Origin of the sequence: Pseudomonas urethralis, from assembly GCF_021602465.1 — a bacterium.
GTDB lineage: Bacteria > Pseudomonadota > Gammaproteobacteria > Pseudomonadales > Pseudomonadaceae > Aquipseudomonas > Aquipseudomonas vlassakiae.
Map to the genome: position 1 here is coordinate 1 of NZ_BQIJ01000033.1, position 16,082 is coordinate 16,082.

General features: G+C 61.6%; 16 protein-coding genes and 1 pseudogene. All 17 read left to right on the forward strand.

The features are described 5' to 3' along the window. The first annotated feature begins 109 nt into the window (after positions 1–109). Positions 110–1,141 carry a hypothetical protein gene (locus L6D64_RS27530; protein WP_236192637.1) on the forward strand — a complete coding sequence of 344 codons (1,032 nt, stop codon included), beginning with the start codon at positions 110–112 and terminating at the stop codon, positions 1,139–1,141. A 24-nt stretch (positions 1,142–1,165) separates the two neighbouring features. Beyond that, the gene (locus L6D64_RS27535; RefSeq protein WP_236192641.1) at positions 1,166–1,504 is read left to right on the forward strand and encodes a hypothetical protein; all 339 of its coding nucleotides are present in this window, start codon (positions 1,166–1,168) and stop codon (positions 1,502–1,504) included. Positions 1,505–1,542: 38 nt separating this feature from the next. Further along, a complete protein-coding gene (locus L6D64_RS27540) occupies positions 1,543–1,935 on the forward strand; it encodes a protein singed (protein ID WP_236192638.1) in 393 nt (130 codons plus the stop codon). A gap of 2 nt (positions 1,936–1,937) precedes the next feature. Continuing rightward, positions 1,938–2,318, forward strand: a complete 381-nt coding sequence (locus tag L6D64_RS27545; protein ID WP_176510326.1) for a glutamate 5-kinase — start codon at positions 1,938–1,940, stop codon at positions 2,316–2,318. Positions 2,319–2,320: 2 nt separating this feature from the next. After that, on the forward strand, positions 2,321–2,707 hold the full coding sequence (locus tag L6D64_RS27550) for an HK97 gp10 family phage protein (protein WP_176510327.1): 387 nt from the start codon (positions 2,321–2,323) through the stop codon (positions 2,705–2,707). Beyond that, a complete protein-coding gene (locus L6D64_RS27555) occupies positions 2,704–3,111 on the forward strand; it encodes a phage tail terminator-like protein (protein ID WP_176510328.1) in 408 nt (135 codons plus the stop codon). Before L6D64_RS27550 ends, L6D64_RS27555 begins: the two co-directional genes overlap by 4 nt. 61 nt (positions 3,112–3,172) lie before the next feature. Continuing rightward, entirely contained in the window at positions 3,173–4,342 is a 1,170-nt protein-coding gene (locus L6D64_RS27560; RefSeq protein ID WP_176510329.1) for a phage tail tube protein, read from the forward strand. Between the two features lie 57 nt (positions 4,343–4,399). Next, the gene (locus L6D64_RS27565) at positions 4,400–4,924 is read left to right on the forward strand and encodes a hypothetical protein (protein ID WP_137188286.1); all 525 of its coding nucleotides are present in this window, start codon (positions 4,400–4,402) and stop codon (positions 4,922–4,924) included. A gap of 92 nt (positions 4,925–5,016) precedes the next feature. After that, the gene (locus tag L6D64_RS27570) at positions 5,017–5,196 is read left to right on the forward strand and encodes a hypothetical protein (protein WP_137188285.1); all 180 of its coding nucleotides are present in this window, start codon (positions 5,017–5,019) and stop codon (positions 5,194–5,196) included. Between the two features lie 69 nt (positions 5,197–5,265). Beyond that, positions 5,266–5,616, forward strand: a complete 351-nt coding sequence (locus L6D64_RS27575) for a hypothetical protein (protein ID WP_137188284.1) — start codon at positions 5,266–5,268, stop codon at positions 5,614–5,616. Positions 5,617–5,671: 55 nt separating this feature from the next. Then, positions 5,672–9,568: a phage tail tape measure protein gene (locus tag L6D64_RS27580; RefSeq protein WP_176510331.1), complete on the forward strand. Its 3,897-nt coding sequence runs from the start codon at positions 5,672–5,674 to the stop codon at positions 9,566–9,568. A gap of 16 nt (positions 9,569–9,584) precedes the next feature. Continuing rightward, entirely contained in the window at positions 9,585–10,169 is a 585-nt protein-coding gene (locus L6D64_RS27585) for a hypothetical protein (RefSeq protein WP_176510332.1), read from the forward strand. Beyond that, positions 10,169–10,771 (forward strand): hypothetical protein, encoded by a 603-nt coding sequence (locus tag L6D64_RS27590; RefSeq protein ID WP_096010339.1) that lies wholly within the window; start codon positions 10,169–10,171, stop codon positions 10,769–10,771. The genes L6D64_RS27585 and L6D64_RS27590 overlap by 1 nt, the downstream gene beginning before the upstream one ends. Before the next feature lie 2 nt (positions 10,772–10,773). Next, complete coding sequence (locus tag L6D64_RS27595; protein ID WP_176510333.1) at positions 10,774–11,172, forward strand: DUF6950 family protein; 399 nt, start codon at positions 10,774–10,776, stop codon at positions 11,170–11,172. Continuing rightward, positions 11,172–14,222, forward strand: a complete 3,051-nt coding sequence (locus L6D64_RS27600; protein ID WP_236192640.1) for a phage tail protein — start codon at positions 11,172–11,174, stop codon at positions 14,220–14,222. Before L6D64_RS27595 ends, L6D64_RS27600 begins: the two co-directional genes overlap by 1 nt. Further along, positions 14,222–15,277 (forward strand): hypothetical protein, encoded by a 1,056-nt coding sequence (locus L6D64_RS27605; protein WP_176510361.1) that lies wholly within the window; start codon positions 14,222–14,224, stop codon positions 15,275–15,277. The genes L6D64_RS27600 and L6D64_RS27605 overlap by 1 nt, the downstream gene beginning before the upstream one ends. Before the next feature lie 12 nt (positions 15,278–15,289). After that, positions 15,290–16,082, forward strand: a pseudogene (locus tag L6D64_RS27610) (hypothetical protein); the annotation flags it as partial.

A 16,082-nucleotide genomic window follows, 5' to 3' on the forward strand; every position in this document is an offset into this window, starting at 1 on the left:
GGACCAACTGAGCGGCATGGAGCGCGTAGAGCTCCGCCGAAATGACCCCGCCGAGCATGCACGCCTCAAGGCGGCGCATGAAGCGGCCCAGCAAAAAGGAAAGTAAGCAATGCCAACCATCCTCTCCGATGTGGTCTTCCGCGACGAACTGCGCGACTACATGCGCGTAAACACCGTCGAGAAGACCGCGTTCTTCCAGTCCGGCATCCTGGTCAACAACAGCGACATGTCCAGCCTGCTGGCCAGCCCGTCCAACACCTTCACCATCCCGTGGTGGGTCGATCTTGACGCGTCCATCGAGTCGAACTACTCGAACGACGTGTACACCGACATCGCCGTGCCGCTGGCGGTGACCAGCGCCGAGATGCAGGCCCGTGCCGCCTACCTCAACGAAGGTTGGGCAGCCATGAGCCTGGTGAAGAACATCACCAACCAAGACCCGCTGGAGTTCGTGGCCAGCCGCCTGACCAGCTACTGGCAGCGCGTGGCCCAGCGCCGCACCATCGCCACTGTCGTGGGCATCTACAACGACAACGTGGCCGACAACGGCGGCGACATGGTCGTGGACGCTGGCGGCCCGATCACCGCTGCTGCGGTCATCCGTGCCCGGGCGACCATGGGTGACTACACCCCGCAGATCGTCACCCCGAACGGCACCAAGGCCCTCAGCGTGATCGCCATGCACTCGGCCGTGTACGCCGAGATGTCGATCCTCAACCTGATCGACTTCACCCCGATCGCAGACCAGGTGCCCGAGTTCGGCCGCTACCAGAACATGCTGGTGGTGATCGACGACGGCCTGCCGGTCGTCGGCACTGCGCCCAACCAGAAATACCTGTCGATCATCTTTGGCCCTGGCGCCATCGGCTATGCCGAGGAGCAGGACGAGGACGACATGGAGTACGACCGCGAGCCGGCCCGCGGCAACGGCGGCGGCGCTGAAACCCTGTGGACCCGTCGCAACTTCGTTGTGCACCCGCTGGGCTACTCGTTCCTGTCGGCGACCATCACCGGCACTCCAGGCACCACCCGCCCGGTATCGGCCAACTGGTCCGACCTGGCCCTTGCCACCAACTGGGAGCGCAAATGGGCTCGCAAGCAGGTGCCTCTGGCGTTCATCACTTCCACCCTGGGCTCGTAACAGAGCCCTTTCGAGGAGATCACCATGGCACTCGCAGAAGACAACCACATCGACCCGAACAACAAGGCACGCTGGGGCTTCGGCGGCAGCGTCGGCAAGATCACGGTCGGTCCGCAGACTGTCGGCGAGACTGGCGGCGTCGAATCGGTTCTCACCGAGCCCGACAACTCCGGTGCGCACAACAACGGCGGCGGCACTGGCGACGGCGAGCAGGTCAAGCAGTTGCAGCAGGCCAACGCCCAGCTGGCGGCCGAGAAGGAAGTCGAAGAGCTGAAGGCCAAGCTTGACGCCGCAGGGGTTACCTACCGCGCCAACGCCTCGAAAGAGTCGCTGCAGAAGCTGGTAGAAGACCTGCCCAAGTAACACCGGGGCTTCGGCCCCACTCATTCAAGGGAGGCCTGATGGCTACCTACATCACCGTCGCGGACGTCGACGAAATCCTGGGTCCGACCTGGGCGCCCGACGACAAGAAGGCCATGGCGGTAGCGCAGGCCAACGCATACCTCACCTCGCTCCGTCTGTGCGGCATAGACATGTATGCCGTGCCGGAGGAGGTGAAGCAGGCCGGGGCCCAGCTGGCTCTGGTCGCGTCCACGGGCCAGCTGTATCAGCAGCAGACCGAGGGATCGCTCGAGGCCAAGAGCGTGAAGGCCGGATCGGTATCGACCAGCCGCACGTATGCCGCGCTCGACCGGACCAGCGCAGGCGCGCAGCCGGAGGGCGTCCAGTTCGCCCTGGCCCTGGTGTCGCCCTGGCGCTGCAACCCGTTCACCTTTGCCGTGGACAGGGGGTAACCATGGGCTTGCGAGACGAAGTCCAGGCTGACCTGGCAGCGGCGTTCGACGACGACCTTGCGGATGCGGTGTTCTCGTTCACCGGTTCCTACATGGGGCCAGGCGATTGGGACCCCGTGAGCGAGACAAACACGGCCCAACCGGTGACCTACACCGGGCGAGGCGTGTTCGACAGCTACGACGCCCGCCGGATCGACAACATCAACATCCTGGTGGGTGACGTGCTGCTGATCTGCCTGGCCAATGAGGTCACGGACAAGCCGGCGGTAGGCCACGAGATCATCGCCAACGACCTGATCACGGGCGAGGCGGTGGCCTATCGAATCATTAGTCCTGGCATCGACCCAGCCAAGGCGCACTACGAGATCCAGCTGAGGAAATAGCCATGTCCAGACGAGGCTGGAGCACACCGCCGAGCCTGTTCGCGGGCGTCGTCGAGGAGCAGCTGAGCCAGCGCGTTCGGGTAATCGCCATCGCACTGCTGAATGAGATCGTGCTGCGCTCTCCGGTGGATACTGGACGCTTCCGCGGCAACAACATCGTCAGCGTGGGCACGCCGGTCTACACCAGCGCCACGCCGGCAGACCAGAGTGGCGGGCCTACGATCCAGCGAGGCGTCGGAGCCTTGACAGGCCTTGAGCCATTCACCCAGGTCTACATCCAGAACAACCTGCCATACGCCTCAGCGCTTGAGGATGGCCATTCGCAGCAGGCGCCCGCCGGCATCTATGAGGTGTCGTTCAACGGAGTGGCAGAGGCCTACCGGACATGACCTTCGAACAGATCCGCGCCGTCATCATCGGCCGCATGCAGCAGTGGGCCGGCATTCCCGCTGACGCCATCGACTATCCGAACAACCCTCAGGGCCCATTCAGCCCTGCCGGGAAATCCATATGGGCCAGGCTGGCGGATATTCCCGGCCTGTCCAGCACCCCAGAGGTCGGCAACGGCCCAAGTGTGCGGCGAACCGGGATCATCGTCATTCAGCTGTTCGTGCCGAGCAACAAGGGCACATTAGCGATCGCCAAGGCTGCCGACACCCTGGTTCAGCACTTTGAGTACTACAGCGCGCCAGAGGGCCCGCTGGACTTCTTTGCCGCATCGCCCAGCAACGTCGGCGACGACGGGAATGGCTGGTACCAGGTCAATCTCTCGCTCCCATACCGGGCCTACTAAGCCCACCACTTGCACCGCCGCATGGCGGTTTTTTTACGCCTGTCGATAGGAGAAACACCCCATGTCCAGTGGTGCCAAGCGCTCAACCGCGTGGATTCGCGAGCTCACCCCGGGTATCACCCCGGCGGGCCCATGGAACGTGCTGACCCGCGTCAGCTTCGGCCTGGTGCCCACCTACAACACCGAAGAGAACAACGAAATCGGCGAAGACCGCATGGCCCAGGGCACCGCCCAGACCACCGTGGACGTCGGCGGCGATATCGAAACCAAGTTCCGCTACGGAGCGCTGGACGAGTTCCTGGCCTCCTGCTTCGGCAAGGACTGGGACAACAACGTTCTGACCATGGGCAACGACCGCATCTCGTTCTCCATCGCCGCCTATGATGCGGACGTTGGAATCGCCGGCATCGCCCGGGGCGCTCAGGTTGACTCGATCAACATCGAGGTCCCGAACGACAACGAGATCAGCGTCACCACCACGTTCATGGCCACCTCGTGGGATGACAAGGCCGACAACAGCTCCTTCATCGTCAGCCCTGCGCCAGAGGCAAGTCAGCGGCGCTATGGGTTCAAGGATGTGACCGGGCTGAAGATCAACGGCGTGCAGCTGGGCGAGGACAACGCCTGCGTGGACAGCTTCAACCTGCAGTTCGCCAACAATGCTCAAACCCAGCGCTGCATCGGCAACGGCAACCCGTTCCCTGGCAACATCATCCCGACCACCTTCACCCCGTCTGGCTCGATCACCATGAGCTGGTCCAAGACCGCTTACCAGTACTGGAAGGCGCAGCAGACCAGTGGGGCGCTCAGCTTCGAGTTCACGCTCAACAATGCTGATGGCGGCTATACCTTCTTCATCCCCGAGATGGAAGTGAGCGGCGATTGGCCGGACGGCGGCGCTACTGACATCATCCAGGTGGAGCTGGCATACACCGCCCGACGCGTGCCGCCGACCATCACCCGCCTGCCTGCGCCGATCGCCATTGCAGCGGTGACCGTCACCCCGGACACCCTGAGCCTGGAAGTAGACGAGACCGCCGACCTCGAAGCCGCGGTAACCCCTGTCGGCGCAAGCCAACTGGTCACCTGGACCTCCTCGGCGCCAGCCATCGCCAGCGTCAGCGCCACCGGTTTGGTCTCCGGCCTGGCCGCCGGTACCGCCACCATCACCGCGACCAGCGCTGCAGACGGCACCAAGACCGACACCTGCGCTGTCACCGTTACCGTTTAAACCTTTGCCCGGCGCGCCCTGCGGTGTGCGTCGGGCCTTTTACCGCAGAGGATTACCATGGCTCTTGTCATTTCCCAGGCTCCGAAGCTGGACGTTGAAGGCACGCGTTGGGTTGAAATTGCCCCGAGCGTGAAGATCAAGATCGGTTCGGCAGCCAACCCGAAGTTCAAGTCGCACCACGCCTTGATCCAGCGGCATCAGGCCATTGTTGACTCCCGCTATGGCGTAGGCACCGATGGGTTTGACCCAGCGAACGCCGAGATTCCGGAGATCGAGAGCATGGATGACATGCTGGTCGATCTGGTGTGTAAGCACATCATCCTTGGCTGGGAAGGTGTCGAAGAGGCCGAACAGCCTGGCGTTGACGCCCCGTACACCCAAGAGCGCGGGAAGCTGCTCATTGCTCAGCGGCCAGATGTCTACTTCACCGCCCTGCAAGTGGCTTCTGATATCGCCACCCGGGCCGAGGAGCGGGCCAAAGAGACGGCAAAAAAGTCCTCGAAGCCTACTGCTGGGGGCGCGACTGGGCCGGCGAAGCCAACGAAAAAGCGCGCTGGAAGCGAGAGCGTCTTAAAGGCGTAGAGCCTGTTCCGCCGGCTCCAGAGATCGACCCGGTAACCGCAGAGATCCTTGAAGCCTACGGCCACATCGGGAGATCGCGCCAGTACGTCGGCATGGTTGGCGCGCCTGCGCCGATCTCTCCAGCCATCATCGGCCAATACCTGGAGCGATATCCTTCGGCAATCTGCCGTGAGGAGTTCGACGCTGCCATATATGCGCTGGACGACGAGTTCCGTCGCCACTGGGATGAGCAGCAGGAGACGGCCAAGCCACAGCCGCCCAAGAAGCGCTAGAAGCCTGGAGGGTTTTGGCGCTTCCTGCTAGAGATGATAGATTTCCGCCACCATATGGAGGTGCTGGAAATGACACTTATTCGAACGTCGCTTATCGCGGCGCTGCTGGTCTCGCCTTTTGCTCAGTCGGCAGAGGAAGACCCTTGCATGGCATACGATACGGCGGCAAAGGGAGCGATGGAGTACAGACAAAAGGGTAAGAATTTGTCCGAGGCGCTGGCAGTCCTAGATAAGCAGGCCTCAAAGATCTCTGACCCAGCGGAGGTAAAGGTTAACTCGATTGTTCGCATTGCATTCGTCGAGGCATTCAAGCTGCCAAGGTATAGCACTGAGCCAATGAAGGCTTCCGCAGTTAGTGACTTCAGGAATGATTTCTATAGCGGCTGCTTGAGGGCAATCGCAGAAACAAGGCCAAAGTAGGCCGACAAAACATGACAACCCGCTCCGGCGGGTTTTTTTACGCCCGGAGAAAGGCATGGCCCAGGAATCCCGCCTCGCGATAGTCATTGACTCGCGAAACGCTCGGCAGCAGATCGACCAGCTGCGGACCAGCCTCAATAGCTTGGGTGATGCAGGTGGCGAGGCAACGATAAACGTTCGCGGCCTCGGAACTGCAGCCAAGGCCGCCGGCAGTGCGCTGGCAGCCATGGGCGTGGGCGCTGTAACTCGCGAGGTCTTGCGCCTCACTGACTCGTTCAAGTCCATGCAAGGCTCTCTGGCCCTGGTCAGCACCTCGACGACGAACGCCAATGAGTCGTTCCAGAAGCTGTTGGCGATGGCCAACAACACTGGTAGCTCGCTGGAGGCCACTGTATCGCTGTACACGCGCCTGGCAAACGCCACTCGCGGTGCCGGCTACACGCAAGAGCAAATGCTCAACGTCACCGATGCGCTCAACAAGGCCTTCGTGATCTCTGGCGCAACGATGCAGGAGGCGTCGAACGCTGCAATTCAGCTTTCTCAGGGTCTCGCCTCCGGCACGCTGCGCGGCGAGGAGCTGAACTCCGTCATGGAGCAAGGGCCGCGTATAACTCGCGCTCTGGCCGATTATCTGGGGGTAACGAACGGAGAGATTCGCAAGCTTGCGGCAGAAGGGAAGATCACTGGCGATGTTGTAACGAACGCGCTGCTCAAGTCGCTGACATCGCTAAACGCTGAACTGGCGAAGATGCCGCGCACGTTTGAGCAGGCATCTCAGGCGCTCAAAAACAACTTCCTCGCCGCAATCGGTCAGATCAACGTTGATCCGGTTGTCAGCTCGGTCGACGCCCTTGCAAAATCCTTGGCTCAGCCAGAAGTTGTAATGGGTATCCAAAACATCGCGAATGCGCTCGGCAGCCTTGTTGCTGTCGGCGGCGATGGGCTGAAGACCGTTGCAGAAAACACTGACGCTCTGATGGCAATCACCGGTGCCTACGCCACTAGAGTAGGCACAGGGCTGGTGGTATCGCTTGCTGCCGCTACCAAGGCCAGGTATGCCGACCTTGTCGCTACTCAGCAGCAAGTGGTGGCCGAGAAGCAGGCCGAAGTTGCTTCGACAGCTGCAGCTGCCCAGGCTGCCCGCAAGGCAGTGGCCGACGAGACCGCTGCAGTTGCTGCTACTCAAAGATCCCTTGCCGAGACGGCGGCGGCTCGCGCGGTGCAGGCCAATACCATTTCCCAGCTTCAGGCTGTCCAGCAGCAGCTTGCTGCGGATCGTGCGCTTGAGACCCAGCGGCTGCAGGCGCAGATCAATGATGTTGGGCGTCAGCAGTCACTGACTCGTCTTGGCGAAATTCGCCGGGCCGAGGCTGCGATAACCTTGCAGCAGGCGGCAGCAGAGAGGGCTCTTAGCCAGGCGGCGGGGCAAGAGGTCATCATCCAAGGGCAGCTTGCGGCCAGCCAAGCAAGGCTTACCACGCTGCGTGAGGCTGATACAGTTGCGGTTGCTGCTCAAAACGCGGCCCAAGTCGGCCTGAATACCTCGCAGTCACTTGGCGCCCGCGCCTCGGCCGGGCTCATGGCGCTAGCAGGCGGCCCGGTTGGGCTGCTTACAACAGCTCTGACCGTGGCTGCCGGGGCGGCAATTTACTTTGCTTCAAGTACCGACAGCGCCACCCAGTCGCTGATCGATCAGAACTTGACCCTTGATGATTCGATTTCCAAGTTCAAGCAGCTCAGCGCTGAACAGCAGCGCTTCCAGTCTGCGAAGTGGATGGAAGCCCAGCGAGACGCGACCAAGGAAGCCAGCAGCGCGCTTGATGAGTATTTCACGCGCGCATTCGATGGCTTGAACTCGCTTGGCGCCAGTGGCGTCGAGTCGGCAGACGCCTTCAAGCGCATGTTTGAAGAGGTCAGAAACGGCCAGCGCTCACTGGACTCGCTGACCGGGTGGCTGACCAGCAACACGCAGATCTCCAGCGTGTACCGTGACGAACTGGTAAAGATCGGGGCCGAATACTCGGCTAGCAGCCAGAAGGCGGACGACTATGCGCGGTTGCTGGATCGCAGCAAAACCGCGACCGATGGCGCGGCCAGCTCGGTTACATCGCTGGGTAGCGCGCATCAAGCGTCAGCCGCGGCAGTCAGCGGAGGCGCGCAGGCCTGGGAGAAGTACATTTCCCAGCTGACCCAGACTCGTGACTTGGTTGGTGCAAACACCGCCCAAGAGGCCGCGTATACAGCAGCGAAGGCTGGATTCAACAGCCAGCAGGTCGAATACGCGCGCTTGATCGGTGAGCAGACCGACCTCCTCAAGAAGTACGAGGAGGCCGTCAAGGAAGGCAAGAAGGAAGACCAGGAAAGACTTCGGGTTCAGCTCACGGCATCGATCACCGCCTCCGAAGCCATCAAGACTCAAATGGAGAGCCAGGGGCGCTCCATGAAGACCATGGCCGAGAACGCCGAGTCGAGTGCCAAGCGCCAGGTTGACGCCATCCAGACGGTGATTGATCAGACTGTCCGGTACGCCAAAGGCCTTTCCCTGGTCGAGAAATATGAGCCCAAGCAGAACCTGCAAGGGGCTAGCCTTCTCACCTTTGGCCAGGCCCAGCCTGCTACACAATCGCAGCCATCAGCAAAAACCAAGACGGTTGCCGAGATGGTTCAAGATGTTTTGGATCAGATCGACGGTAACACCACCGAGAAGACCAAGACGCCCACCGGGCAGAAAGGCCTATCGAGCAAGCTGAACGAGGCCCAAACAGCCTTCGACAACCTTTACAAGGCCGCACAGCCTGCCAAGTTCGCCCTGCAAGAGTACGTCGAGCGGCAGTCTCAGCTTGAGCTTCTGCTGTCGAAAGGGAAGATCAATCAGCAGCAGTACAACGAAGCACTGGCCCAGTCGTCGATCAACTACGCCTCCGCCATCAAGGGCGCCCAAGGCCTTACCCAGGCCGAGCAGTACCGGGCACAGCTGCAAAAGCAGTTGGATGGCGAGAAATCGCAGTACGACCTTGATGCAGCAAGCGTTGGGATGGGCAGCCTTCAGGCTGAGCGGATGCAGCAGCGCATCCAGCTGGAGCAGCAGGTCAATGACCGGATCAAGCAGCTCAGGACTGAACTTGCGAATGCTACGACAGCCGGGCAGCGCCAGGAGCTTCAGACGCAAATTGATCAGGAGAATGAATTTCTCCAAAAGCGCATCGCCGCTCAGCGTGACGGCTGGACCAAGATCGATCAGGCTCAGGCCAGCTGGAGTGCAGGGGCGCAGGGGGCATTTCAAGATTACCTGGACAGCGCCAGTGATGTGGCAGGGCAAACTCGCGACCTGTTCAGCAACGCCTTCGGCAACATGGAAGACGCCGTGGTCAACTTCGTGAAGACCGGCAAGCTTTCCTTCAAGGATTTCGCTGACCAGGTTGTCGAAGACCTCATCCGTATTCAGGTGCAGCAGGCAGCAGCAGGCTTCCTTGGGTCTGCGCTTGGGTTCCTGGGTGGGGGAGGGGCGGCGGCATCCGGCAGCGGCACCATGACCGGATTCAGCGAGACGATCTCTCGGTCTGGCTTCGCGACTGGCGGCTACACCGGTGACGGTGGCAAGTTCGAGCCGATGGGCGTGGTCCACGGTGGCGAATACGTCATCCGTAAAGAGGTGGTAAGTCAGCCGGGAGCTCGCGATTATCTGGATCGCTTGAACGCCAAAGGCTACGCCAGTGGCGGTTTCGTCGGGGTGAGCCCTGCGGTTGCTGCTGCATCGGTTCCTGCAGCACCCTCTAATGGCGCCATGCCATCCATCATCCAGCACATCATCGTGCAAGGCACCGCAGATGAAGCGACCCTGGCCCGCATTCAACAGGCAGCCCAGAAGGGCGCGCAGGACGGCTACAACCTGGTGCTGCGCGACTTCAAGATGAACGGGCCGGCGCGGCAGCTGATCGCCCGCAACCGATAGCAAGAAGGAGTACTGCATGGCTATCCAATGGCCGGCATCGCTGCGCCCGTCGGAAATGACGTGGGGCTTAGTCAACAACAGCCGCGCCTTTACCTCGACGCTCTCGAACGCCCAGCAGATCGTCGGGCAGCCGGGCGCGTATTGGCAGTGCACCCTCACGTTCGGCCTACTCACGCGAGAGCAGGAGCGCGAGCTGTCGGCGTTCCTCGGACGCCTGGACGGACTGTTCGGCACGTTCAACCTGCCGGCGTTCACCCGAACCCGGAAGGTTAGTGTGGGAAGCCTCACCGTCTTGTCAGGCGTGGCCCAGGCCAGGGCCATCACGGTGGCCGGCGCCGCCGCGAACACCCCAGTTTTCGCCGTGGGGGATTACCTCACAGTGGCCGGGGAAATGTTCGAAGTGGTGGAACCTGCTACCTCCAACGCCCAAGGCCAGGCCATCGTGTCGGTCAACAAGCGCATCCGCAAATCGCTGATCGCCGGGACGCCGGTCGAATACCTCAACCCCTACGCCGAATGCCGCATGACCCAGGACACGTGGAACATGACGGTGCGGCCGGTGGTGGCCAGTGGCAGCTACCAGTTCAGGGAGGCCTTCTGATGCCCTCGACGTTCCCATTCAGCCAGAGCGTGGTCGATATCATCGCCACCGGCAAATTCCTCAGCGTTTACGCCTGCCAGCTCGACTTCGAGGATGGCCCGGTTTACGCGCACACAGGCACCGGTGACCTGGTGATTGGCGGCATCACCTATCTGGGGGTAGGGCAGTTCGGCGAGGTCGGGCAATCGCAGGAGAGCGACAACTCGAACTCGCCCATGTCGATCGACCTGGCCCTTACCGGGCTGGACAGCTACATCATCACCGAGACCAACATCCGGGGATGCCGAGGTCGATCCGGCAAGCTCATGTTTGTGGTGTTCGACGAGCAGGGCAACTATGCAGCCGACATTCTGTTTTCCGGCCGCATGGACGCCGCCACCTTTTCCTACGCCGGCAACGGTGAGGACGGCAACAAGATCACCGTCCCGATCGTTGACCGCATGGCCGAGTGGAGCCGCACGGGCACCGAGCGGTTTACCGATGAGAACCACCGGGCACGCCACCAGGGCGACCGGTTCTTCTACGCCATCGCCCAGATGTCCGAATGGCCCATCTACTGGGGCTCCAAGAAGGACGCCCCGACGTTCACCTACGAGAAATAGCCATGCGCTACCGAGACTGGACCACACGCCTCAGCGAAGTGATCAAGGCCGCCTTAGAGCGGCCTTTTTCATGGGGCGAATTCGACTGCTGCCTGTTCGCTGCGGACTGCGCGGTAGCGGTGTGCGGTACCGACCCGGCCGAGACGTACCGCGGCACCTACAAGACCGAGTCGGGGGCGAAGCGGGCGCTGAAGAAGCAGCATGGAAGCCTTGAAGCGGCATGGGATGCCTGTTTCGCCCGGGTTGCGCCGGCATTCATCCAGCGCGGCGACATTGCTATGTACGAAGCGCCTGGCGGCCGGTCTATGGCCGTGTACTGGGCAAACGAATTCTGGGCGGCCACTGACGACGGGGTGGCCCGCGTGGTGTGCGACCCTCTTGCAGTCTGGAGAGTTGAATAATGTCCGGTGGCGTCAGGAAGATTGCTCAGGTCGCCGTTGGCGCGGTCATTGGCTTTGTGCAAGGTGGCCCGGTGGGCGCGGCCATTGGTGCCGGCCTGGCGTTCTACATGGCCGAGCAGCAAGAGAAGCTGAACACCAAGTCGCCGATGCGCGACAACGAGCCGTCAGCCCAGACCGTGCGCTCCTCCAAAGCGCCTGCGCGCTTCATCCTTGGCAGAGTCAGCACCGGTGGCGTGCTTATCTGGGCGCAGGAGCAGGTCGGCGACCAAACCGATGGCGAGTGGCTGCACCTGGTGTACGTTCTCTGTGAAGGCCCAGTCGACGCCCTGGAGAACATCTACCTGGGAGAGGAGGAGATCGCCACCTATGGCGAGCATGCCTCCTATGAGCTGGTCGTCAACCCGACCCAGGTGAACGCCTTCCTGAAGGCCAACTGTCCTGACTGGAAAGACGAGCAGATCGGCCGTGGGCTGTCGTTCGTGCGTCTGTCGCTCAAGTACAGCGCCGAGAAATTCCCGTCCGGCATCCCTGACGCACGCTTCATCGTCCGTGGCCGCAACGATATCTACGACCCGCGCAGCGGCATGGCCGTGTACACGGAGAACACCGCGCTCCACATCCTCTGGTTCCTGCGCAACCGCTGCGGCGTGCCCGACGATGAAATTGTATTCGAGACCTTCGCCAGCGGCGCCAATATCTGCGATGAATCGGTCGCCAACCCTGATAACACCACCAGCCCGCGCTATCGCAGCAGCTGCGTGATCGGCGCCGACGAGCAGCGCACCAACGTGCTGCAGAAGCTTGAGGCTGCCTGTGGTGGCAGGACAATCCGCGTCGGCGGCCGCTGGATGTTCCAGGCCGGGGCCTACTATGGCCCGTACGACTTCGAGGTCACCGAGGACATGGTGATCGGTACCATTACCGGCAGCACCGAGCCGACCAATGATGCCGCGATCAACACTGTGCGCGGCACGTTCATCGACACCTCGCAGTCGTGGACAGAGACCGATTACCCCGAGGTCAGCGTTGCCGAATGGGTGGTCGAGGACGGCGGGGAGGCGGCTGAAACGCTGACCTTCTCCTACGTCACGGATGCCTACCAGGCCCAGCGCCTGGCGAACATCGAGCTGCGCCGTCGGCGTGCGGGTGGCACCATCAGCATTCCCATGAATTTCCTAGGCTACAACTGCCGGCCGGGTCGCGCCGTGCGCGTGAACCTGCCGTCGCTGAACATCCTTGGTGAGTTCATCGTCACCAACTGGAGCATGGGCGCTGACCAGGGCTGCACCGCCCAGCTGCAGCAGTACGATGCAGCGCAGTTCGACGATGCCGTGGGCCAGCCGTACAACCCGATCGGCTTCATCAACCTGCCGACTGGTGGACTGGGCAGTCCTACCAACCTGGCCTGGGAACCCGACGAGACTGCCGAAGTCACCCAGGGCGTGCTGAGTTGGACGCAGCCGGCCGGCATTGTCACGGGGTATGCGGTCACCATCCGTCAAGGCGGTACCGCGGTGCAGGCCCAGCAGGTGCCAGAGACCACCCTGCAGCTGCCGATCGCTGGCCTGCCCTCGGGCAACTACACGATGAGCGTTGCCGCACTCGGCCCGCTGACCCGCTCCGGCGAGGCCAGCATCACCGTGAACATCGATGGCCCGCCTATTCCAGAGGCGTGCACGGTGCAGTCCACGATCGACACCATCACGCTGTTCCCAAGCAACGTGCAGCACGGGCTGAACGGAGGCACCTACGAGTATTTTTACAGCGAAGACCCGCAGGCTCCCGCTGCTCAGGCGACTTACCTGGGGCAAGGACTCAGCCTGACGCATACCGGGTTGGCCTTCTTCACCAACTACTTCTACTTCATCCGCTCCCGCAACGCCTACGGGGTTAGCGGCTTCCTCAAGATCGCCGCGTCCACGTCGAACGACGTCACCGCCATGCTGGCAGCTCTGTCGGGCAAGATCACCGAGAGCGAACTGGGGCAGGAGCTGCTGGAGGAAATCCAGAAGATTCCAGGTCTGGAGGAGCAGATTGCTGCGCTGGATGGGCTCAAGGCCTACGACAAGGATGAGACCTACCAAAAGGGTCAGATGGTCGTGGTTGATGGACGCATCTACCAGGCTCTGCAGGCTGTTCCCGCAGACGCGTCTGGTGCGAATGCTCCGCCAAATGCCGCTCTTTGGGGCGACGTTGGCCAGTCGATCGAGGCTGCTAATGGCCTGGCCCAGCAGGTGGCCACCAACACAGCCGACATTGCCGAGGTCGACGGCAAGGTCACCGCTACGGCAGGCAGCCTACAGGCGCTGCGCGCCTCTGCCCGTGATGACAACGGGGAAGGGGAGCTGCTGGATGCTCTGAAGGGCTGGGACAGCACCGCCAGCTACGCCCAAGAGGTAAAGGTGCGGGCCGAGGCAGACTTTGCGCAGACCCAGCGGACCACCACTCTGGAGGCCCGAGTCGGTGGCAATGAAAGCCGTATCACCACGGTTGAAACCACGGTTGCAACCAACCAGCAGGCTACGGCCACGGCGATACAGCAGCTGAACGCCTCGGTTGCCGACAACTCTGCTGCGATCCAACAGACCTCTTCGGCCTATGCCGACACGGCTGGCAAGCTGACCACGATGTGGACCGTGAAGATGCAGCTCAACGCCCAAGGCCAGTACGTGGCAGCGGGTATCGGCTTGGGCATCGAGAACGGCCCGGCCGGACTGCAAAGCCAATTCCTGGTCAGCGCCGACAGGTTCGCGGTGGTGAACGGGGTAAATGGCACGCTCTCTTCGCCATTCGTGGTGCAGGGCGGCCAGGTCTTCATCAACCAAGCGTTCATCAACTCGGCTTACATCCAGACGATCGTGAACAGCGGAACGCTCAGGTCCCAAGCCGTGGACGCTCAGGGCCGGCCATTGATCGAGCTGAACATGGTCACCGGCGTGTTCACCTTCCGTGGCCAGGATGCCAGCGGCAGCGTGCTCATCAACAACGGCGGGATCTACGTTTATGACGCCAACGGCATCGAACGCGCCGCGCTGGGGAGAATGACCTGATGGCTGACATTTATGGGCTCCGGACGAAGGACGCGTCCGGGGCCATTACCCTGGACACCACCATCACGCCGATCCGGTCTCTGAAGATGATGCAGGTCGTGGGCAATAACGCTTTCGACCAGTACATCGCGATACCGGAGATCCAGGCGGCGTCCTTTGTCGTGGTTGATGCCCTGTTTGACGGCGGTGACAACACCTGGAGCCCGCCTGCTTGGGCAACTACCGGACAGCTGCGGCTGCGACAGCCCGGTACCAGGACCTGGCAGGTGATGATCCTGTCGCAGGGTGGCGAGCCGTTTTCGGCAGCAGGCAGTTATGGGGTCAGGGCCGCAAACAACAATATCCGCACGCAGATCGACTCGATCAACCGGGTGCTCAGCGTTCGGTACAACGGACGCATGAACATAGGGTTCCAGGGATCTGGCAGCGGAACTCAAATTCAATACGGAACTGTGACGTTTCCTCAGCCTGTCACCACTTATGAGCGTCCGCTGATCTTCCTGAATGCTGACAACTACATGATGGTCGGAAACTTCTTCGTTACCGGATCCCCCGGAAACTGGACCGGGTTCCGCATCAAAGCCTACAACAACCAGCCAGCACACGGCAGCGTTGCGTTGAGCCCGATGATGATCAACTGGTTCTGTGCTAGCTACATGACGCCGAACACACCAGTGGATGCTTACGGAGCTTCGGTGCGGGACGCGGCAGGTAACAGGACATTCGTCACGTCGGCCAACTTGGCCTTGCTTAACAGCCAGCCAGCCAACAACTCATTCGCGACCGCAGGAACGCCCATCACCGGTGCAGGTTATTACGCCTCGCCGGCGCAAATGGCTTGGACCGGAAATTATGCTGATTACGTTCTTGCGAACGCGCTGTTCTCTGTGACAAACGTTGTGCAAACCACCCAACCATTCAGGGCGAATTTCGGAGGATTTCTGCCTGGAAGGCGCGACGTGCTGCAGATGTACTGCGAAAACTTCGACGGCATCAACGCGCTCAGCGTGAATGGCCGAACCCTCTTTGCATCCCGCCCAATGAAACCTCTTTGAAAGGAAACACGCATGCCATGGTACAGATCAGGCACGGTCGCGATCACGACCGGCCAAACGTCGGTGGTCGGCACGAACACTGACTTCGCCGCGAATGCCAGGGTGGGGGATGCCTTCCAGGGGCCTGATGGCCGCTGGTATGAGGTGGCCAACATCGCGAGCGCGACGGTGCTGAGCATCCTGCCGGCCTACCAAGGTGCGACCGTATCCGCTGGCGGTTACGGCCTAGCCCCGATGCAAGGCTACGTCAAAGATTCTGCGGACGCCCTGCGTGCCTTGGTGAATCAGTACGGGAACAAGCTCGCTGCTCTGGGAACTACGGGCAACTATGAAATCCTTCCAGTCGCCAAGGGAGGGACAGGCGGCGCAACTGCGGCAGACGGGCGAGCTGGCCTTGGGCTGGGTGCTGTCGCTGTAGAGAGCGTGCTCCCTGTGGCTAAAGGAGGTACTGGCGGCACCACTCCTGCCTCTGCAAGGGTCGCCCTCGGGTTAGGTACGGCGGCTGTCGCGCCATTGACTACCTCGAACTACGACCCTTCAGTGGGTAGCGTGCTCAGGGTGGGCGATTTTGGTCTCGGAGGCTCGAGCGGCGGTGTTCTTCGCTCACCCAACCTGACCTACATCCCCGGGTTTTCTCGATTCAATGGTGAAGAGGCAGGAGTTCCACACCCAGGAACTGGCGGATCGGTCCTGACAAACACCCTGGGTGGTTCCTATATCCAGCAGATTGCCCAGGACCCATCTGCTGGTATTTACAACCCCTACGTAGCGGTTCGGCATTTCTCCGCACAGGGCAGCCCAGGCC